Below are 19,627 nucleotides of genomic sequence, written 5' to 3' on the forward strand. Positions count from 1 at the left end.
TAATATTGTAAGCAATTAGCCGAACTTGATATTACTTGAGCTTCAATACTCTGGAGATTTATTTATTGGCGGAAAAAATTAGGTGCAAGATCTAAGCCAAGCCATCAAAAGTTCTTAGATAAAAACTCCTAAATTCAGTGCAATCAAAATTTACTCTTGACAACTGTAATTGTACTTAAACTATTATCCGCACATCCGGTAATAAATCCTCCCATAGCCTGGATTTGTTGCAAATATTCCAACGCATGTTTAGTAATAACTTCTCCTGGCATTAACACAGGAATACCGGGGGGATAAGGACAGAGCATTTCAGCACAAATACGTCCAGTAGTTTCTAGTATTGGTAATACTTCTGTCGCAGCAAAAAAAGCTTCACGAGGCGAGATACGCGCAAAATCCCCCATAGTAAAAACATCATCCCATATTTTCTCCCCCTCTACTTTATGGGAGAGGGGGCTGGAGGGTGAGGTGATCTCAGTAAGTTGAGTAAAAGCTTGTACCAACTGCTCAATGTCTTCTTGGGTGTTGCCCAAACTGATAATAAATGTGAGATGTTGCAAAGAAGCAAATTCCGCAGTTACACTGAGCTGTTCATTGAGAATTTCTTCGGCAGTAAAGCCTGTTATACCTAAACCGGAAACATTTATACTCAAGCGTGTTTGATCTAATGTTATAAAACCAGGGGATTTCCCCAACTTCCCTTGCAAAGGGGGGCTTTGTAAAATCGACAATCCGGGAATTTGTGTAATTCTAGTTCTCGCCTCCTCGGCAAGTTGCAGTGTGTGAGACATTAACTCTTTCCCGTGCAGCGCCATTTGTTGACGGGCGGCATCCAAGGAAGCTAAGAGTAAATAACTAGGACTAGTAGATTGTACTAGCTGCAAAGCTTTGTTGAGGCGATCGCGATCTATCCTCTCACCTTGGATATGTAACATTGATGCTTGAGTCATCGCACCCAGGGTTTTATGAATCGATTGTACAGATAAATCTGCACCTGCTTTTAAAGCCGGGGTAGGTAGTTGGGGATGAAAAGCAAAATGTGCGCCATGGGCTTCGTCTACCAGTAAAGGAATATTGTATTGGTGGGTAATTTGGGCGATCGCTTGTACATCTCCACAAACACCGTAGTATGTAGGATAAACCATGAACACGGCTTTGGCGTCGGGATGCTCCAAGAGTGCTGCTGCTACTGCGTTGGGAGTGATACTGTGAGCAATATCTAAAACAGGGTCGTATTCTGGATTGACAAAAATTGGTATGGCTCCAGAGAGAATTAATCCTGCGATCGCAGAGGAATGAACATTGCGTGGCAGAATAATTTTATCGCCAGCGCCGCAAGTAGCAAGAATTGCTGCCTGAATTCCACAAGTAGAACCATTGACAAGAAACCATGTTTGTGAAGCACCAAAGACTTCTGCTGCTAATTCTTGTGCTTGTTGAATCACGCCTGCTGGTGCAAACAGATTATCCAACTCTGTTAATTCTGGTAAATCGTGGCGAAATACAGTTTTACCAAAAACATCAGCTATTTTCTGGGAAATTCCCACACCTCGTTTATGTCCTGGAGTATAAAAAGGTGCATGGGGATGTTCAGCACAAACTTTTAAGGTGTCTAATAAAGGTGTTTGATGTTGATCGAGCATTTTTATCATCAAGCAGCAGTATCATGGCTGAATTGCCGAACTGGAATTTCAATCACAAACTTTGTACCTTGTCCTGGCGTTGTATTACAGTAAAGCCTACCATGATGTTTTTCGGTCACAATCTGATAACTTATTGATAAACCCAATCCAGTACCTTTCCCCACAGGCTTGGTCGCTACACCAGCGACCATTTGTCCCAAAGCAGACATCTTTTCACTCTGAACCATTTGAGTTTGGGTGCAGTGGAGTTCATCGAGGAGTTGTTTCAGGTAGTTATTTTTCTCACGTAATTCCCGTATTCTTGCTTCTACTTTCTCTTCCAGGGTTAGGCTATAGGATTCTAGTTGTTTGTTCACTTCCTGTTGCTGCTGGAGGAGGTGTTCATCTGCACAAATAAGTTGATTAAAAGAAACAGCAAGAATTCCAACTTCATCTTGAGTATTTACAGGCGCTTGTAAGTCAAAATTCGACTCTTGAACTGACCGTTCGTTGTGCTACTTGAGTCAGGGTTTGAATTGGGCGTGTGATCGTTCGACTAGTGGAAATAACTAGAAAAATGGCAAGCGCTACCGACACCAGCATACTTCCAGCGATGATTTGTGTTCTTAGTGTGTCCGCAGTTATACAGTATGAATTAAAATAGACAGTATTTGAAGATTTAATTCACTTCGTCAATTAGCTCTATAATTCCCAAATTTTACGCACTTTCAACAGGTGTATAGACATTTAGGAAGATGTCAGTAGGGTTGATTTTTATTTAGGTTGGAAAAGTTGAATCTTGCGAAAAGAATTACATGATTTATCTTATTTCTGAACCTCAACCCAATGAAACACCAATTCCTAACCCAGAACCAAATCCTGTACCCCCAACTGAACCTACACCAGGGCCAACAGTTCCCCAACCCATACCAGATCCAGTTCCTGAAACCGTACCAGCACCCATACCACAAACCGTACCTGGTCCCATTCCTCAAACAGTTCCAGGAACAATACCGCAAACAATCCCCTAACCTGTTTAAAATTAATTTCGTCTAGTTTTAATTTCAAATCCAAAATCTAACATGCTGAGAGCCGGGATTGTCGGACTTCCCAACGTTGGAAAATCTACGTTATTTAACGCTTTAATTGCTAATGCCAAGGCAGAAGCTGCTAACTTCCCATTTTGTACAATAGAACCGAATGTCGGCGTTGTGGCAGTGCCAGACGAACGGTTAAATGTTTTAGGTAAGATTTCCAAGTCGGTACAAATTATCCCGGCCCGTGTTGAGTTCGTGGATATTGCCGGTTTAGTCAAAGGTGCAAGTCAGGGTGAGGGACTCGGGAATCAATTTTTGTCTCATATCCGCGAAGTAGATGCCATTGTCCATGTAGTGCGTTGTTTTGAAAATGATGACATTATTCACGTTGCTGGTTCCGTAGACCCCGCGCGGGATATTGAGACAATTAATTTGGAACTAGGTTTAGCTGACTTAGCCCAAATCGAACGCCGCATTGAACGCACTAAAAAACAAGCCCGTACCAGCAAAGAAGCACAATTTGAACTAACAGTATTGGAAAAATTAGCTGCGGCATTAAATGAAGGCAAATCAGTACGGCAAGTTAGTTTAACAGAAGAAGAAGGAGCAGTTATTAAACTATTAGGTTTACTGACATCAAAACCAATAATTTATGCTGCCAACGTATCTGAACATGAATTGGCAACAGGAAATGAGTTTGTCGAAAAAGTCAGACAAATTGCCGCAACAGAAAATGCTCAAGTTGTCGTCGTTTCCGCCCAAGTAGAAGCAGAATTAATCGAATTATCAGAGGAAGAAAGAGCAGATTTTCTTGCTTCTTTGGGTGTAGAAGAAGGTGGTTTAAAATCATTAATTCGTGCCACTTACACACTCTTAGGATTGCGTACTTATTTCACCTCTGGGGAAAAAGAAACCCGTGCTTGGACAATTAAAGCTGGAATGTTAGCACCCCAAGCAGCAGGTGTAATTCACAGCGATTTTGAACGTGGATTTATTCGTGCGGAAACTGTTGCTTACGATGATTTAGTAGCAGCTGGTTCTATGGCTGCTGCCAAAGAAAAAGGCTTAGTTCGCAGTGAAGGAAAAGATTACGTTGTCAAGGAAGGTGACGTGATGCTGTTCAGATTTAATGTGTAATTAAGTAGAACGGCGTAAAAAATCATTCAAAGTTCGTGGTGAAGACTTTTGTCCTCAAAAAAAGGTTAGAGTCGCTTACTACGAACTTATTTCAATAATTTTTTCTGGCTTTCAAGGATAGGTTTTTCATGCAAGAGGTCTATTAGCACGAAGCCATAAGCATTTTTCCTTGTCTGGCTTGTCCTGCCTGGTCGCCAAATCTATGACATTTGGGGTGCTAAAAAGAAACCTCGCAGCTTTCCAAGAGAGTGGTCGATATATATTGTTTTTGTCGCAGCTTTCACTCACATTCGACATAATGGAAAATTATACAGGTAAAAGACTGGAACAATACACTATTAAACGTCCCCAAGAAGTCCTATTAGTAACAGTAGAAATTGCCGGAGAGGAAGACCAAATTGCTATATTTAAAGGCTTTTCAAGTTCTCTAATGCGTCCTACCGCCTTTGATCCCGATGTGCCTGTTTTGCCAGAAGAAGCAAATATTCTCAGAATTGACATAGTTGCGAGTCCTTATAACCCAGAAGCACCCCGCTATATTCAACAAGGACTGACCTGGAAAGATATGGAATCTCTGTTGTCCCAACTTCGGATATGAGTATTGGTTGGTTGATTGTTGGTAGTTAGTAGTTAGTGGCTTAATACTCCTCATACTCCTCATACCCCACCCTTACGGGAAGCCGCTACGCGTCTACATACCCCTCACACCACCCCATCACCCCACCTCCCCATCCCTCCATCTCCCCATCCCTCCATCTCCATACTCATAAAAAGCGAAACAGTTTGTTCACGAATTGCAAAATTATGTTAATTTATTATGAATAATCATAACAATCCCCAATAAATATATTTTTCACTAACCACTCTAGGGTAACTTTTTCTTCTTAATACCATTAACAAATACGTGGGCAAGACAAACGCAGTTTAGTAGCGTTTGTATGGGATTAGTTTAACCCTAAAAGCTTGGGAAAGCTGACGAATACATAGTGTTAGCAAAGCCGTAGAGCGACAATTTTTCTATTTACATTACACACCTCTCCTGATCATGACTACAGCGGTGACCCTACCAACAGAACAAGCGTCTCAAATAGTAGAAGATTTGGGACAAATCAATCGCCAAATGATTGTTATTCTCGATTTTGGTTCTCAGTATTCTGAACTGATAGCCCGTCGAATTCGAGAAACTCAAGTTTATTCTGAAGTTCTTTCTTATCGCACCACTATTGAACAACTGCGAAAGCTGAATCCTAAGGGAATTATCCTCTCTGGTGGTCCTAGTTCAGTTTATGACCAAGGCGCTCCTAAATGCGACCCAGAGATTTGGCATTTAGGAATTCCCATCCTGGGTGTTTGCTACGGTATGCAATTGATGGTGCAGCAGTTGGGTGGGGAAGTAGCCAGAGCTGACCGAGCTGAGTATGGTAAAGCATCATTATATATAGATGATCCCACAGACTTACTGACCAACGTCGAAGATGGCACAACTATGTGGATGAGTCATGGTGACTCAGTTACATCAATGCCATCGGGATTTGAATTATTAGCACATACAGAAAATACTCCTTGTGCTGCGATCGCAGATCACAATCGCAAACTCTATGGTGTCCAGTTCCACCCAGAGGTAGTACATTCTATTGGTGGCTTGGCATTAATTCGTAATTTTGTTTACCATATTTGCGAGTGTGAACCGACTTGGACCACCGCCGCTTTTGTCGAACAATCAATTCGCGAAATTCGCGCTAAAGTCGGCAATAAGCGAGTGCTGTTAGCCCTGTCTGGTGGTGTTGATTCCTCTACCCTCGCCTTTTTGTTGCATAAAGCGATCGGTGAGCAATTAACTTGTGTTTTTATTGACCAAGGATTCATGCGGAAGTATGAACCAGAGCGGTTGTTGAAGCTATTTCAAGAGCAGTTCCATATCCCTGTAGAGTACGTTAATGCTCGCGATCGCTTCTTAAAAGCCCTCAGTGGCGTTACTGATCCAGAAGAAAAACGTCGTATTATTGGACACGAATTTATTAAAGTCTTTGAAGAGGAATCAAGACGCCTTGGGCCCTTTGATTATTTGGCGCAAGGTACGCTATATCCAGACGTGATTGAATCTGCTGACACCAATGTTGATCCACAAACAGGCGAACGAGTCGCAGTGAAAATCAAGAGCCATCACAATGTGGGTGGTTTACCCAAAGATCTACGATTTAAACTAGTAGAACCACTGCGGAAACTATTCAAAGATGAAGTCCGTAAAGTCGGTCGTTCTATTGGGTTACCAGAAGAAATCGTCCAGCGTCACCCCTTCCCTGGTCCAGGTTTAGCGATTCGGATTTTGGGCGAAATCACTGCCGAACGCTTAAAGATTTTGCGGGATGCCGATTTGATTGTAAGACAAGAGATTAATCAAAGAGGCTTGTACCATGACTACTGGCAAGCTTTTGCTGTGTTGTTGCCAATCAAGAGCGTGGGCGTAATGGGTGATCAACGTACCTACGCCTATCCCATTGTCTTACGCATCGTCACGAGTGAAGATGGTATGACAGCAGATTGGGCACGTGTGCCATACGAAGTACTAGAGGTGATTTCCAACCGGATTGTCAACGAAGTTAAAGGAGTTAACCGGGTAGTTTACGATATTACCTCCAAACCACCTGGAACTATTGAGTGGGAGTAAAGTTAGTGGTTAGTGGTTAGTGGAAAATAGTTAGTGATAAAAAATTTAGCAACTAACTACCAACTACCAACTACTAACTACCAACTACTGTAGGCCGCGTGCATTTGTACCAAGATATTTAGTTTTCAGCAAAGATACTCATACAAATGCTTCGCCCCTACCAACTACCAACTACCAACTAACCCCTAAATGGCAACAAGATGGTGAAAGTCGCACCCTTACCTTCGCCTTCGCTTTTTGCTTCGATAGTTCCGCCATGCAATTCTACTAAATGGCGGGCGATCGCTAAACCCAATCCTAAACCACCTTCTTTGTAGGATTCTACCTGACGGTAACGTTCAAAAATATGAGGTAAAAAATTGGGATTGATACCGATACCTGTGTCAGTAACCGTGATTTGAACATAGAAGTTAGATGTAGAGAATCTATTGCTCATACTCTTATTATCCACACTTCCCCGTGTCTCCCCTATTCCCTGATCCCCATCTCTTATATTTGTATCGTTTACTACTCGCTCTAACCGTACTTCCACTCGTCCCCCTTCCGGAGTAATTAAAATGATCAACTGTTGTTGCACCATGACTACCTGCCGATATTATCGGGAAGAACCACAATATCCAAACAATAAGCAAGAAAGTTTTGTAGCGTTTGTTTTAATTTATTAATGTCAATTGGTTTGAGAATATAACTAGCTACATTATTGCGGTAATATATTTCGATATCTCTGGGATTGGCAGAGGTAGTAAATACTATAACAGGAATATCTTTGAGGTTTTGATCCTGCTTAATTTGTTCTAATAATTCTCGCTCATCTGTTCCTGGTAAGTTCAGGTCAAGTAAAAGAAGTACTTAGTGATTAGCGATCGTCTGATAGCGTTCGTCTGTTTCCTTACTCAAGCTTGCAAACCCACATTTTGTTTATTCTGTCAATACTTAAATTCTACCTACTAGTCTGTGTCTTCTGTACCTATGTGGTTAAATAAATTACTTTTAAACCCAGAGGAAGCAGAGATCTTATGAGTCACCTGGAAATTATAATTATAAATAAAAAAACCTGGTTTCTGGAATAAACCAGGTTTCTAAATAGACGCATACTAATCGATTTAACCTTTTACGCAAATAACTTGTTTAAGTGTAGCTACAACTTCCACTAAATCAGATTGATTTGCCATTACTTGATCTATAGGTTTATAAGCGCCGGGAATTTCATCCAAAACACCTGTGTCTTTGCGACATTCTACCCCTTTTGTTTGTTCAATTAAATCATCAAGAGTATAGACATTTTTTGCCTTATTTCTTGATAGTAAACGACCAGCACCATGACTACAAGAACAAAAGCTACTAGCACAACCTTTACCTTTGACAATGAAGGATTTTGCCCCCATCGAACCAGGTATAATCCCATAATCTTCTGTTTGAGCACGCACCGCACCTTTACGAGTTACGTACACTTCCTCACCAAAATGTACTTCTTTTTCAGCGTAATTATGATGGCAATTTACTTGTAGTAAAGGTTTCGTCACTTTCCCACCTGCTAAATGCTTTTCGATAATTTGTTTAAAACGTGCCATCATTACATCGCGGTTGAAACGTGCATATGCTTGCGCCCACTGTAAATCATGCCAATACGCCTGGAATTCTGGCGTACCAGCGATAAAATAGGCTAAGTCCGGATCGGTTAATTTATTACCTGCCATCTTTGCCAATTCCTTAGCTGTGCTAATGTGGCACTGAGCAAGCATATTACCGATGTTGCGAGAACCAGAATGCAACATCAGCCAAACTCGGTTTTCTGTATCGAGACAAACTTCAATAAAATGATTACCTCCGCCTAGAGAACCCATTTGTCGCATCGCTTTTTCTTGCAAGTTTTGCACCCCTGGATGCAAGTCTTTAAAATCTCGCCATCTTTGCCAGTTAGTTACAGATTTTTCTACTTCTTTATTTTCGTTAAAACCTGTAGGAATTGCAGATTCTATATCTAAGCGAATTTTCTTGAGTTTACTTTCTAATTGCTCACTTTTAAATGGTGTTTTGATCGCAGCCATTCCACAACCAATATCTACACCCACAGCCGCAGGGATAATTGCTTCCTTAGTGGCAATGACAGAACCAACTAAAGCACCTTTTCCTAAGTGAACATCTGGCATTAATGCCACGTGTTTAAACACAAATGGCAGGGATGCTACATTTTTTGCCATCTTAATTTCTTCTGAGCCTAAAGGGTGATTTGCCCAAGATAAAACTGGAGATGGTGTAGAAATTTCTAACTGTTCGTAAGGCATATTTTAGATTTTGGCGATCGACTACTAATAAAAACACAATTAAAAATTTAAATTGCTTGCTTATTTTTGAGTAGATGAATAGCTACTTTTGAGAAGCTGTAATTTATGTATGGCGCATGTAATATATTTATAATACAAAAATAACAAATGTCAATCCTATCCCTAAAGGAGGAAAGTATCTTTTGCACAGATATATTAAAATCTGTAAAGAGAATGACTGGAGTTGAAACAGTCATCAATTCTGAAAAAATCCTATGGCAGTTCGTCAAGATACAATTTGGGAGCGTTTTTTGTCTCCTGTAGTACGTTATTTCATCGATGAAGAAGGGTTGCGGCGCTACGCCGAGAGCGTGGATTGGGAGAAACAAAGCGATCGCTTCCGACGTGCCGACGTTACAATTCCTGCCTACTACAGCACTCAAAACTTTCACGGCATTCAGGGCGGATATCTAAAGTCTGGTGCGGCGGTTACCTATGACGCTGTTACTCAGTATGTGCTACCACCAAATGAAGCTTGGGTACGCCAAGCTTTAATTGATGCTGTCAAAGTACAGCCACGGCGGATTTTGGATTTGGGGTGCGGTACTGGCTCGACAACATTAATGCTCAAGCAAACTTTCCCAGAAGCAGAAGTTATTGGTTTAGATTTGTCGCCCTATATGCTAGTAAGAGCTAGCCATAAAGCCGAAAGTGCAGCTTTGAATATTCACTGGCGACATGGTAATGCCGAAAAGACAGGTTTTGCTAGCGATTCTTTTGACTTAGTGACGGCTGCTTTGTTATTTCATGAAACACCGTCAAGAGTATCACAGGCAATTCTGCAAGAAAGCTTCCGATTGCTGAGGGTAGGTGGACAAGTACTGATTCTCGATGGTAATCAAAAGGCCCTGAGTCAGTTAGAATGGCTCAATAATGTGTTTGAGGAGCCATATATCCGTGATTATGCAGCTGGCAATATGGATGCATGGATGGGTGCAGCAGGATTTGAAACAGTGCGAACCCAGGATGTATGGTGGATACATCAAGTGTCTAGCGGCATAAAACCGATACCAACAGCAGAAGAAATTGCTGAAGTGAATATGCAGCACTACACTGCTACACCAACCAACAAAACATTAGACAACAACGATTTGCAGGGCTTTCCCTCTCCAGCTTTCAATACAACGGCATGACTTTAAAGGCAGTTCTGTTTGATTTTAATGGCATCATCATTAATGATGAATCGATCCACGAACAACTGATTAAGCAAATTCTCATCGAAGAAAATCTTGCTCTTAAGCCAGGTGAGTACAAAGAAATTTGCCTCGGACGCAGCGATCGCACCTGTGTGCGGGATATACTCAAAAATCGCGGTCGGGTGGTGAGTGAAGACTATTTAACTCGGTTGTTGCAAAAGAAGGCACAACTGTACGTACAGGAATTAGAAAAACTGGAAAAACTGCCTTTATATCCTGGTTTAGAGGATTTGATATTTCAAGTGCGATCGCGCAACTTAAAGTTAGCTTTAGTGAGTGGCGCCATCCGTAAAGAAATAGAAGTTGTGCTGGAACGCGCTAAATTAGCTCAACACTTTTGTGTAATTGTGGCTGGAGATGATACTATTGCTACCAAACCAGAGCCAGAGGGTTATTTATTAGCTGTGGAACAGCTTAATCAAGCATATCCCGAACTAAATCTTCAACCAAATGAATGTTTGGTAATAGAAGATACTCCCGCTGGCATCAAAGCAGCAAAACAGGCTGGGATGCAAGTAGTGGGTGTAGCGAATACTTACCCTTTTCATATGCTTCAGCGTCAGGCAAACTGGACTGTAGATTATTTAACTGACTTGGAACTAGAACGGGTACAAGAAGTTTACTCACAGCGTCAGTGCCAACCTACAGCAGGTGAATGCTAACATAGGAAGTTGTTGGTAGTTGATAGTTGGTTGTTGGGTATTTTTTCATTATTTCCAAACAACAATCAACAAACAACAAACAACCAATCTGGGGAATTAGCTCAGCTGGTAGAGCGCTGCGATCGCACCGCAGAGGTCAGGGGTTCGAGTCTCCTATTCTCCATTCAACTGTCGAATAACTAATTATTTGTCGTCGTTAACAGATTCTTGTCGTTATTAACAAATTAGTGTCTTCGATTAGCTTTACTCAACTGTTAACACATTAATGTCGTTAAACTGTTGATTATGCTTAACTACTGACTTAGATGTTTGTTCGATCGCAGCGCTCCTTTCAACCCTCCGATAATTTAGTTATACCCCTTAACCCTGTTGTGTCACTCTCGGAAAACAATAATCTCAGCCAACTTCTGAGACTTTGATTTAATCAGGGTTTGAGGCTTTATTTTCTAACAGAAACTAAAATTTATAGACGAAAAGTGCAAACTAAAGCCCCGTAACTATTTGAGCGATTGGATTCTCCCAAAGTGACAAATGAGGGTTAAGAAGGGATAAAAATATTTGCTTTGTTGTTTGTCGTGATGGGGATGCTGACTATACTAGCGATCGCCCTTGGCTATCTATATCCACCCCTACGACAACTGGAGGATGAACTGCCAGATGCAATTGCCCATTAGGCTCGTGCCACAGACGAAAATTTGAGAGAGGACTGAAAATCCCCTTAATCCTTTGCGATCACGTGTAAAGTAAGCAAAAGCTAGATAATGATTATGTATCTCGCTTTCTGTGCAACGTCAAAATCGAAGATGAAAAGCGATCGCAATCCCATCACATATTATTGATAAATTATTAATGTATGTGAACACCTGACTAAATTCAGGCTTGATTTTGCAAAGCGAAGGGTTTGGAAATGTTTACTGCATCAGAGACTCCTATTATTGCGACAATTTTATTAGTCGCTTTCGGAATCTTGGGTTGGGGCTTTTATCGTGCCAGACCCTATGGCAAGCTGGGAATCTTTGCCTGGTTACAGTCAGTGGTTTTAATGGCTCCCTGGCTAGTGTTTTTTGGCTTATTTGCAGCCGGGATTTACATCAATATTGTCGCCATTCTCTTGTTACTGGTAGTTTCTACGGCAATTTACATCTATTTGGGTAGACAGTTAAGGGCAGCTGGACAAGATGTAATTCTCAGACAGCGAGCCACACAAAAGCTAGCTGAGCAAGAATCCGCTCCGACACCAGAAACAACACCGACGGTGGAACCTGCACAGGTAAAATTGGAGGTTCTGCCAATCCCAGAAACTGATTTGAATGCTATCAAAAGTATTTTCGGTCTGGATACGTTTTTTGCCACAGAAACTATTGCTTATCAAGAAGGAGCCATCTTTAAAGGTAATCTGCGAGGAGAAGCAGAGATGGTTCACAACCGTCTAACTGCGAAGTTACAGGAGGCTCTAGGTGATAAATATCGCCTTTATTTAGTTGAAAATACTGATGGTAAACCGGTGGTGATTGTCCTACCCAGCCGCAATGACCCGCGTCCGATGAGCGTATCGCAAAAAGTATTTGCCATAATTCTGCTGGTATCAACAGTTGCCACAAGTTTAGAAGCGTCGGGCATCCTGCAAGGTTTTGATTTGTTTGCCAATATTGCACGCTTACCAGAAACTTTACCTATTGGTTTGGGGATTTTAGTAATTTTACTGGCCCATGAAATCGGTCATTGGTTACTTGCCCGCCGTCACAACATCCGCCTCAGCTGGCCCTACTTTTTACCGGCAGTACAAATCGGCTCTTTTGGAGCAATTACTCGCTTTGAGTCTTTGTTACCTAACCGTAAAGTATTATTTGATATCGCCTTGGCTGGCCCAGCTGCTGGAGGAATTGTATCTGTGTTGATGCTGATTGCTGGATTGCTGCTTTCCCATCCAGGGAGTATGTTTCAATTACCCAATCAGTTTTTCCAAGGTTCAATTTTGGTAGGCAGTTTAGCACGGGTTGTGCTGGGTTCGGCTTTGCAGTCACCATTGGTAGATGTGCATCCCTTGGTAGTTATTGGTTGGCTGGGATTGGTAATCACAGCTTTAAACTTGATGCCTGCTGGACAACTTGATGGTGGGCGGATTGTCCAAGCCATCTACGGGCGCAAAATTGCTGGTAGAACGACCTTTGCAACTTTAATTTTGCTGGGATTAGTAGCTTTAGGTAATCCTTTAGCGATGTACTGGGCGATCGTCATTCTGTTTTTACAACGCGACTTAGAACGCCCCAGCTTGAATGAAATCAGCGAACCAGACGATGCACGCGCCGCTTTAGGTTTGTTGGCTTTATTCTTAATGGTTGCAACTCTTTTACCCCTGACTCCCGGTTTAGCTGGGCGATTGGGAATTGGATAATGAATAGTTGGTTGTTGGTTGTTGGTTGTTAGTAGTTAGTGGTTAGTAGTTAGTAATATCAAGTCCGGCTAATTACTTACGATATTATTTTGATGCAGTTGGGCATTGGGCATTGATTTTTCCCATTACCCATTACCAATTACCAATTACCGGTCTTCACAGATGTGATAAGTCTTTAAACGGACATGATATAATTTCCGAGCAACCATCAACTGCCTGCCAACCACCAACTAATTCACGGCTTCCACCCGGCTAGCAGATTTGGGTAAGATGTTCCTGTGGGGAAAAGATTTTTAAAACCTGTTTGACGTTGTTGTGGTGCTTCTTTAGTCATGTTCCACAAACTTTCGTAGAAAAAGAAGGAGACGCCAGCAAAGTTGCGATCGCGTACTTGTTGCACTTGTTGGTTAATCTGTGTCATCGGTACAAATTTGCGTTTTAACCCTGTGATAATACCGATACTTACGGGTATGTGACTTTTAGCAGCTTTGACTTCTGGGTATTCTAATTCACTCGTGAAAACATTCAGGTCGTCTCGATAAACTTGTATAACTAAGTCTTCCACAAGTCCCATTCTTTCCCATTTTTGCCAGTCTGCTAAAAAGAATTCGTAAGAGAAGCGTTGCGGATTAGGTGCTACGGAGACAATACAGTTCTTCTTTGCGGCTTTGATCGCTGTAAATACCCGCTTCATATAGTTGGTAATTTTGTTGGCGCGCCACTGTACCCATTCTGGATCTTTAGAGTTGGCAGGAGGCGCTTTACCGCCGTGTTCTTTTTTGTATAGTGCAACTGTATAAGCGTCGTATCCTAACTCTGATGGTAAGCCAAAATGATCATCAAATTGGATGCCATCAATGTCATAGTTCCTAACTATTTCTACTATTAAATCTTCGATGAATTGTTGCACTTCCGGTCGGAAGGGATTTAGCCACACTCGATCATGAGTACCTTCTTTCCAAATTTTACTACCATCTCTACGACTAGTTAACCATTGTGGGCGACGTTTTGCTAGTTGGGAGTCGGCAGGGGCCATAAAGCCAAATTCAAACCAGGGAATGATTGTTAACCCTTGTTGATGCCCAACGTTGACCACTTCTTTAAGCATATCTCGCCCTTGTAGACCTGGTTCTGGATCAAGCGATCGCCCAATCACCTTTTGGGCAACTTTGCTAGGATACAGCGTCCAACCCCAATTCCACACGGTCGGATAGACAACGTTAAAATTCAGCTGTTTGAGATTTTGTAATGCACTCTTGAGGCGATCGCGTTCAAACAGCACATTGCTATCAATATTAGTTAACCACACCCCCCGTAACTCTGCTATTTGCGGGCGCGTAGGTATTTGAGCCGATAGGGGAAAAGATAGCATCACTGTAGCAATCATTGACAAAGTAACCACCACAGCAAAAAACGCTAGGTTGCGGTGACTACTTTGACGAATGTTCCACACAAACAACTGCCGACAATATCTAACAAACTTTTTCATCATTGATTGGGTACAAAATTTCACATAGCCTTCAACAAATCATCACCTATGACTGCGTAGATCTCCAAGAAGTTGCGTAAGTTTGTCAATGGTCAATAGTCATTTGTCAATAGTTAGTGATTATTCCCCACTCCCCCCATCTCCTCACAAAGTGGGGACCCCTAGCAGCCCTCCATCTCCTCACCTCTCTATCCCCACTTACGTGCAACATCAACCTAATTTTTGTCCAAAAGTTCATCTTGAGCAAAATTACGTAAATTTATGCGTAATTTTGGGGTGATACACCACACTCTTTGTTAAAATTACTATGAGTATAATTATCATGTCAAAACTCAATGATGTCCTTAGTTTTACCTAGTTATCGCCTTGTTTCTCAGTAGACGCATAGTATTGCTGGTTATTTAGAAAACTATAAAAAATATACTTAGGTCAAATTAATGATCAACTTAATTAATACACAAGAGTATGATACAAGCACTACAGCTGCTATTGCGAGGTTGGCAAGGGCGATAACTCTTTCCCAAGGTCAATTTTCCCTACTTTTGGTCTGCTGTAACTCTAGCAATAAACAGCAGTTAATGAGTTTGTTAAATGAATTTTTACCGATAGCGATCGCACAATTATCTCTGCCTGCTTCTGCACAAACCCTTTATACCACTATTAGCAGTGCCATTGGCTCTAATCATCCCGAAGCACTAATAGTAGATGGTTTAGAGTCCGTAGTCGCAATTAATCAACTCATCATTTCCACAAATTTAATGCGCGATGAGTTTCGTAAACAGTTTCAGTTTCCCTTGGTATTGTGGGTAAACGATGAAATCCTACGCAAACTCCTCTTGTTAGCTCCGGATCTCAAAGACTGGGCGGCTACGACCATTAGAATTGATTTGCCCGACTATGTTTTAGTTTGAATCGCAGGCGACGCATTGTCCGTTTTGCCATCCATGCGTTTCAAAAATAAAACTCATCAACCACCAACACACTAACTACAGCATTTTATCAATTCCTGGCAAATTATCTTTGAAAAACTCTGCGTTCCTTTGCCCTTCCCTTTGCCTCCCTCTGCGTTTAAAGTTGCTACTATTTCCCATAGAAGGAACAAAAGGTAAATCCATTTACGTCCAGTTGTATATCTGTGTTCAAAAACACCAAGAAACATCCTGATTGATTTAGGAATGAGACGAAATATAGATTTATCTTTGGATACTTCTGTGCTTCTGTCGTTAGTTAAAATTCAACTAATGACTATAGCTAATTATTATTTTTTTTATTTGGCAATATTCTCATGAAAACCACCTCAAAAAATAATCCTACCACTAAACAAGTAAAAATTTTCACCGCTTTGATATTAACTGGCATTTTGTCTGTTGGTAACGACCTTGCATTCATCAAAAATGCTAGCGCTAATCCCAGAAATATTTTGCCAGACACAGCAAACGAAATTTTAGAAGTAACTAATAAAAATAACGGCTTACCTTTACCAGTGGTAAGGGCTGTACTACGAGATGTATCCCGCAACCAAGGAGTTTTGCCCAGCAAATTGAAAATAGTTGCATATAATCAACAAACTTGGCGCGATGGTTGTTTGGGATTACCTAAACCAGATGAATTCTGCACCCAAGCTTTAGTTCCGGGTTGGCGGGTAATTGTATCTAATGGCAGTCAGAACTGGATTTATCACACTAATAGTAACGGTCGTTCTTTACGCTTAGCTAATTCTGCAACTCCTGTAAATAACCAATCAAAAAATTTACCTACTTCTGTGAAAAATGCTGTTTTAGCTGCTGCATCCGAACTTACAGGATTACCCACTTCTCGAGTACGCATTGTTAACTTTAAACAAATTACCACAGATGGCTGTTTAGGTTTGGCACGTCCTGGGGAGACTTGTATTGAGATTGCCCAACAGGCTTGGGAAGTAAACGTACAAGCAGGAAAACAACGTTTAGTTTATCGCGCCAATCGTGACGGTTCTCAAGTCAGACTCAATCAAACTACAAGTAAAAGCGTTTTACCAAAATCCATCGCTGATGCTATTTTGGCAGATGCAGAAGAAGAGTTAGGATTACCCGCTTCCCGACTGCGGATAGTTGGTATAGAAAGGCGAGAATGGCCAGATCGTTGTTTGGGTATTAGCGAACCCCTGATTTTATGTGCGCCGAGTTTTGTATTTGGTTGGCGGGTAACTGTTAGCGATGGACAACAGCGTTTAGTTTACCGAGTTGGTGAGCCAGATACAATTAAGCTGGATAAACAGGCTAGTAAAATAACTGTTAATAATAGCCTTAAACCTCTGCCAATTCCTACTAGCGAGTTACCACCGCTTTTAGATAGTAGTGTAGTTTTCCGCCAAATTTCTAGTGGTGGTTTTGTGGGTAGAACCTACGAAACTGTTTTATTAGCTGATGGACTTTTGATTCGGACTCGCATAGGTGATGCTAATGATTCTGAACGTAGCGTTCACCGCGTTTGTTTACAGAAGTTACGGCAGTTTCAGCAATTGCTCGCAGCAAAAGGAGCAAACGAATTTCAGAATCTCAGTTATCCTGCGCCTTCTGGTGCGGCTGATTACATCGGCTATACTCTCACTAGTAGTAATGGTACTGTTCAATACAACGATATTTCTCAGAATCGCTTACCACAAAATTTACAGGTTGTAGTTGCAGCCTGGAATCAGCTCCTTAGAGAGGCGCAGGAATGATGTCTTTTTAAAGGAGTAAACTCATCAAGAATGAGGTTCCCCCAGCAATACAATTGAACAAGTTAACTCTTTAATCACCTCGGTTGTCACTTCACTCACAGCTAATCCACCGGCGGTACGATAACGAGTTGATCGCAACACCACTAAGTCAAAGTTTTTGGCTTCATGAATGATGACTCTAGCCACGTCATCACCGATAACTGTTTGGATCGCAGTATTTACTTGTAACTTACTTTGAGCAGCGATATCAGAGAGTTGGGATTTGAACTTATCAAGCTGAGTAGGGGGTGTTCTGCGATCGCCCACATGCAATAGTACTACTTCTGCTTGATTCCCATCTGCTAAAATTTGGGCAAATCGCAAAGCACCAACTGTTTGCCGGGTTAAATCTCCCACTGGTACAAGAATGCGCTGGATAGTTGTCGGACTACTCAATAATCTTGTCACTGCTACTGGACAATGAGAAGACCAAAACACGCTATCAATCACAGTACCAAATAAGCGGGCGCGAATACCTGTGTTACGCGACCAACCCATGACAACTAAATTGGCGTTTTGTTCGCGACTAGTACGGCAAATTCCCAAAGCGACATCATCATCAATCCGAACAGCTGGTGATACTTCCACACCAAATTCTTGGCTAATTTCTAAAACACCCTGCAAGCGTTGCTGGCTTTGCTCAAGTGCTGTTGTTAAGCGCGGATCATCCATCTGCACATGACCTCTGGCGATCGCCAATGGTACAATCTTCCCTGATTCGTGACGCGCCAGTAATGCAGCCATTTCGATCAAATAGCGCTGAGTTTGAGGATTATATAAGGGAACAACAACAGTGAATGGATGGTACGTTTCTCCATCCACATTACAACTATCTCCTTGCCACCACGTAGATAATTTATCTTTTGCCCAGTCTGTCTGCGGAACTATAAGTGCGCTGGCAAACCGTGCTGTGATTACTGGACCTATTATTGAAGTTACCAGCATCAACACAATGACACTATTCAACACACCCTCATTGATTAATCGTTCACCCGCAGGGTTAACTGTTTTATAGGCAACTAAAGCTGCTGCGAGTGTCGCTGCTACTTGAGGTAGTGATAGCGACCACATTGTCAATAATTCTGCGGTGTTATAGCGGTACAATAGTTTGGCTAGAAATGCTGCTATGAATTTGCTGCCAATCAATGCTACTACAATTGCTGCAGCTAACCAAATAGAACTAAGGGTTTTGATAAAGGCAGGAATATCAATTAATAATCCCATGTCCACAAAAAAACAAGGGATAAACAAAACACTACCAATAAACTCAACTTTTTCTCTAACAGGGCTACGTCCCAACACATCATTAACAGCCAAACCTGCTAGGAATGCACCAACTATTTTTTCAACTCCAATTACCTGCGCTCCTACAGATGCTATAAATAATGCCAGCAAGATAAATAAAAACTGATTACCTTGCTCATCACCAGAACGTCGAAAGAATTCTTTTCCTGCCCAATCAAAACCAAATAAAACAACAGCAGAGTAAATTACTAATCCAATTAAAAGTGTTATTAAACTCAGGGCTGTAAATTCTCCGCCGTGAATGCCAACACAAACTGCTAACACTAACAAAGCACCTGTATCCGTAAAAATTGTAGCTCCAATTGTGACTGTTACAGCCTCATTTGTCACAACTCCCAAGCGGCTAACAATTGGATACGCCAACAGAGTGTGTGAAGCAAGTAAAGAACCAATTAATACAGAAGTATTCCAACTAAAATTAAATAATCTACCAACAATCACTCCAGCAATTAAGGGTACTAAAAATGTTAAGCTACCAAAACCAATTGAGCGATTTTTAGTTTTACGAAACTGCCCAAGGTCAATTTCTAAGCCTGCTACGAACATTAAATAAACTTTACCAATCTCCGATAGCAATTTAATTGTTTCAGATTCAGAGTTAAGTAGATTGAGTCCATTTTCACCCAGTACTACACCTGCTATCAATAAGCCAACCAAGCCGGGTAGTCGTATTTTTTCAAAAATAGGTGGTACAGTAAAAATGACTAATAGCAGAATTGTGAATGCAATAATTGGACTTTGTAATAGCAAATTTTTACCCTCTTAATATTTCAATATTTCTACGATCCAAATAATCGCTCAACTATTTTACTGTTTACTTATACAAGGAATATGATATCTAGTATCCATTTTGATTACTGAAAATACTTGTGTAAGGAGGCAACAGGCAATAGGCAAGAAGGAAGTTAGAGGTGTACTGATTTTTTCAAAAATTAAATATGAGTCCTATAGTATTTAAAATTTGATTCATATATGATTATTTTGATAGCATAATACATTAACTAAACGATAGCTAATTTTGTCTATCTTAGCCAAGATGAAAAACTATCTGT

13 protein-coding genes, 1 tRNA gene and 3 pseudogenes are annotated in these 19,627 nt (G+C 41.2%); 10 read left to right on the forward strand and 7 right to left on the reverse strand.

The window, feature by feature from the left end; translation table 11 throughout:
• Nucleotides 1-143: 143 nt before the first annotated feature.
• A complete protein-coding gene (locus NIES592_RS14790; RefSeq protein ID WP_178379556.1) occupies nucleotides 144-1,643 on the reverse strand; it encodes an aminotransferase class I/II-fold pyridoxal phosphate-dependent enzyme in 1,500 nt (499 codons plus the stop codon).
• An 8-nt stretch (nucleotides 1,644-1,651) separates the two neighbouring features.
• Nucleotides 1,652-1,816: pseudogene (locus tag NIES592_RS14795) on the reverse strand (ATP-binding protein); the annotation flags it as partial.
• 621 nt (nucleotides 1,817-2,437) lie between these two features.
• Here NIES592_RS14795 and NIES592_RS14800 point away from each other — a divergent pair.
• From NIES592_RS14800 to guaA, 4 genes are all read left to right on the forward strand, one after another.
• On the forward strand, nucleotides 2,438-2,653 hold the full coding sequence (locus NIES592_RS14800; protein WP_009457209.1) for a hypothetical protein: 216 nt from the start codon (nucleotides 2,438-2,440) through the stop codon (nucleotides 2,651-2,653).
• Between the two features lie 51 nt (nucleotides 2,654-2,704).
• Complete coding sequence (ychF, locus tag NIES592_RS14805; protein WP_073556146.1) at nucleotides 2,705-3,796, forward strand: redox-regulated ATPase YchF; 1,092 nt, start codon at nucleotides 2,705-2,707, stop codon at nucleotides 3,794-3,796.
• Between the two features lie 298 nt (nucleotides 3,797-4,094).
• Nucleotides 4,095-4,394 (forward strand): DUF7734 family protein, encoded by a 300-nt coding sequence (locus tag NIES592_RS14810; protein WP_009457211.1) that lies wholly within the window; start codon nucleotides 4,095-4,097, stop codon nucleotides 4,392-4,394.
• Nucleotides 4,395-4,841: 447 nt separating this feature from the next.
• Nucleotides 4,842-6,464: a glutamine-hydrolyzing GMP synthase gene (gene guaA, locus NIES592_RS14815; protein WP_062247667.1), complete on the forward strand. Its 1,623-nt coding sequence runs from the start codon at nucleotides 4,842-4,844 to the stop codon at nucleotides 6,462-6,464.
• A gap of 178 nt (nucleotides 6,465-6,642) precedes the next feature.
• On the opposite strand, the pseudogene NIES592_RS14820 reads toward guaA, so the two are convergent.
• The 3 genes and pseudogenes from NIES592_RS14820 to NIES592_RS14830 form a co-directional block, all read right to left on the reverse strand.
• A pseudogene (locus tag NIES592_RS14820) lies at nucleotides 6,643-7,023 on the reverse strand (sensor histidine kinase); the annotation flags it as partial.
• Between the two features lie 23 nt (nucleotides 7,024-7,046).
• Nucleotides 7,047-7,310: pseudogene (locus NIES592_RS14825) on the reverse strand (response regulator); the annotation flags it as partial.
• A 257-nt stretch (nucleotides 7,311-7,567) separates the two neighbouring features.
• Nucleotides 7,568-8,749: an RtcB family protein gene (locus NIES592_RS14830; RefSeq protein ID WP_062247672.1), complete on the reverse strand. Its 1,182-nt coding sequence runs from the start codon at nucleotides 8,747-8,749 to the stop codon at nucleotides 7,568-7,570.
• A gap of 254 nt (nucleotides 8,750-9,003) precedes the next feature.
• Here NIES592_RS14830 and NIES592_RS14835 point away from each other — a divergent pair, with 254 nt between their 5' ends.
• The 4 genes from NIES592_RS14835 (at nucleotide 9,004) to NIES592_RS14850 (ending at nucleotide 13,041) form a co-directional block, all read left to right on the forward strand.
• A complete protein-coding gene (locus NIES592_RS14835; RefSeq protein ID WP_062247674.1) occupies nucleotides 9,004-9,921 on the forward strand; it encodes a class I SAM-dependent methyltransferase in 918 nt (305 codons plus the stop codon).
• Nucleotides 9,918-10,646 (forward strand): HAD family hydrolase, encoded by a 729-nt coding sequence (locus NIES592_RS14840; RefSeq protein WP_062247679.1) that lies wholly within the window; start codon nucleotides 9,918-9,920, stop codon nucleotides 10,644-10,646. The genes NIES592_RS14835 and NIES592_RS14840 overlap by 4 nt, the downstream gene beginning before the upstream one ends.
• Nucleotides 10,647-10,736: 90 nt before the next feature.
• A tRNA-Ala gene (locus NIES592_RS14845) sits at nucleotides 10,737-10,809 on the forward strand.
• Nucleotides 10,810-11,553: 744 nt separating this feature from the next.
• On the forward strand, nucleotides 11,554-13,041 hold the full coding sequence (locus NIES592_RS14850; protein ID WP_073556147.1) for a site-2 protease family protein: 1,488 nt from the start codon (nucleotides 11,554-11,556) through the stop codon (nucleotides 13,039-13,041).
• A 235-nt stretch (nucleotides 13,042-13,276) separates the two neighbouring features.
• Here the strand turns inward: NIES592_RS14850 and NIES592_RS14855 are convergent, their stop codons facing one another.
• Complete coding sequence (locus NIES592_RS14855; protein WP_370745750.1) at nucleotides 13,277-14,530, reverse strand: glycoside hydrolase family 10 protein; 1,254 nt, start codon at nucleotides 14,528-14,530, stop codon at nucleotides 13,277-13,279.
• A 437-nt stretch (nucleotides 14,531-14,967) separates the two neighbouring features.
• Between NIES592_RS14855 and NIES592_RS14860 the strand changes: the two genes are divergently transcribed.
• Together NIES592_RS14860 and NIES592_RS14865 are read left to right on the forward strand one after the other, a co-directional pair.
• Complete coding sequence (locus NIES592_RS14860) at nucleotides 14,968-15,441, forward strand: hypothetical protein (RefSeq protein ID WP_062247684.1); 474 nt, start codon at nucleotides 14,968-14,970, stop codon at nucleotides 15,439-15,441.
• Nucleotides 15,442-15,815: 374 nt separating this feature from the next.
• Complete coding sequence (locus tag NIES592_RS14865) at nucleotides 15,816-17,231, forward strand: hypothetical protein (RefSeq protein WP_073556148.1); 1,416 nt, start codon at nucleotides 15,816-15,818, stop codon at nucleotides 17,229-17,231.
• Between the two features lie 24 nt (nucleotides 17,232-17,255).
• Here NIES592_RS14865 and NIES592_RS14870 read toward each other — a convergent pair whose 3' ends face one another.
• Nucleotides 17,256-19,325, reverse strand: coding sequence for a cation:proton antiporter domain-containing protein (locus tag NIES592_RS14870; RefSeq protein ID WP_073556149.1), 2,070 nt, complete (start codon nucleotides 19,323-19,325; stop codon nucleotides 17,256-17,258).
• Between the last annotated feature and the right edge of the window lie 302 nt (nucleotides 19,326-19,627).

This window comes from Fischerella major NIES-592, assembly GCF_001904645.1.
Taxonomy (GTDB): domain Bacteria; phylum Cyanobacteriota; class Cyanobacteriia; order Cyanobacteriales; family Nostocaceae; genus Fischerella; species Fischerella thermalis.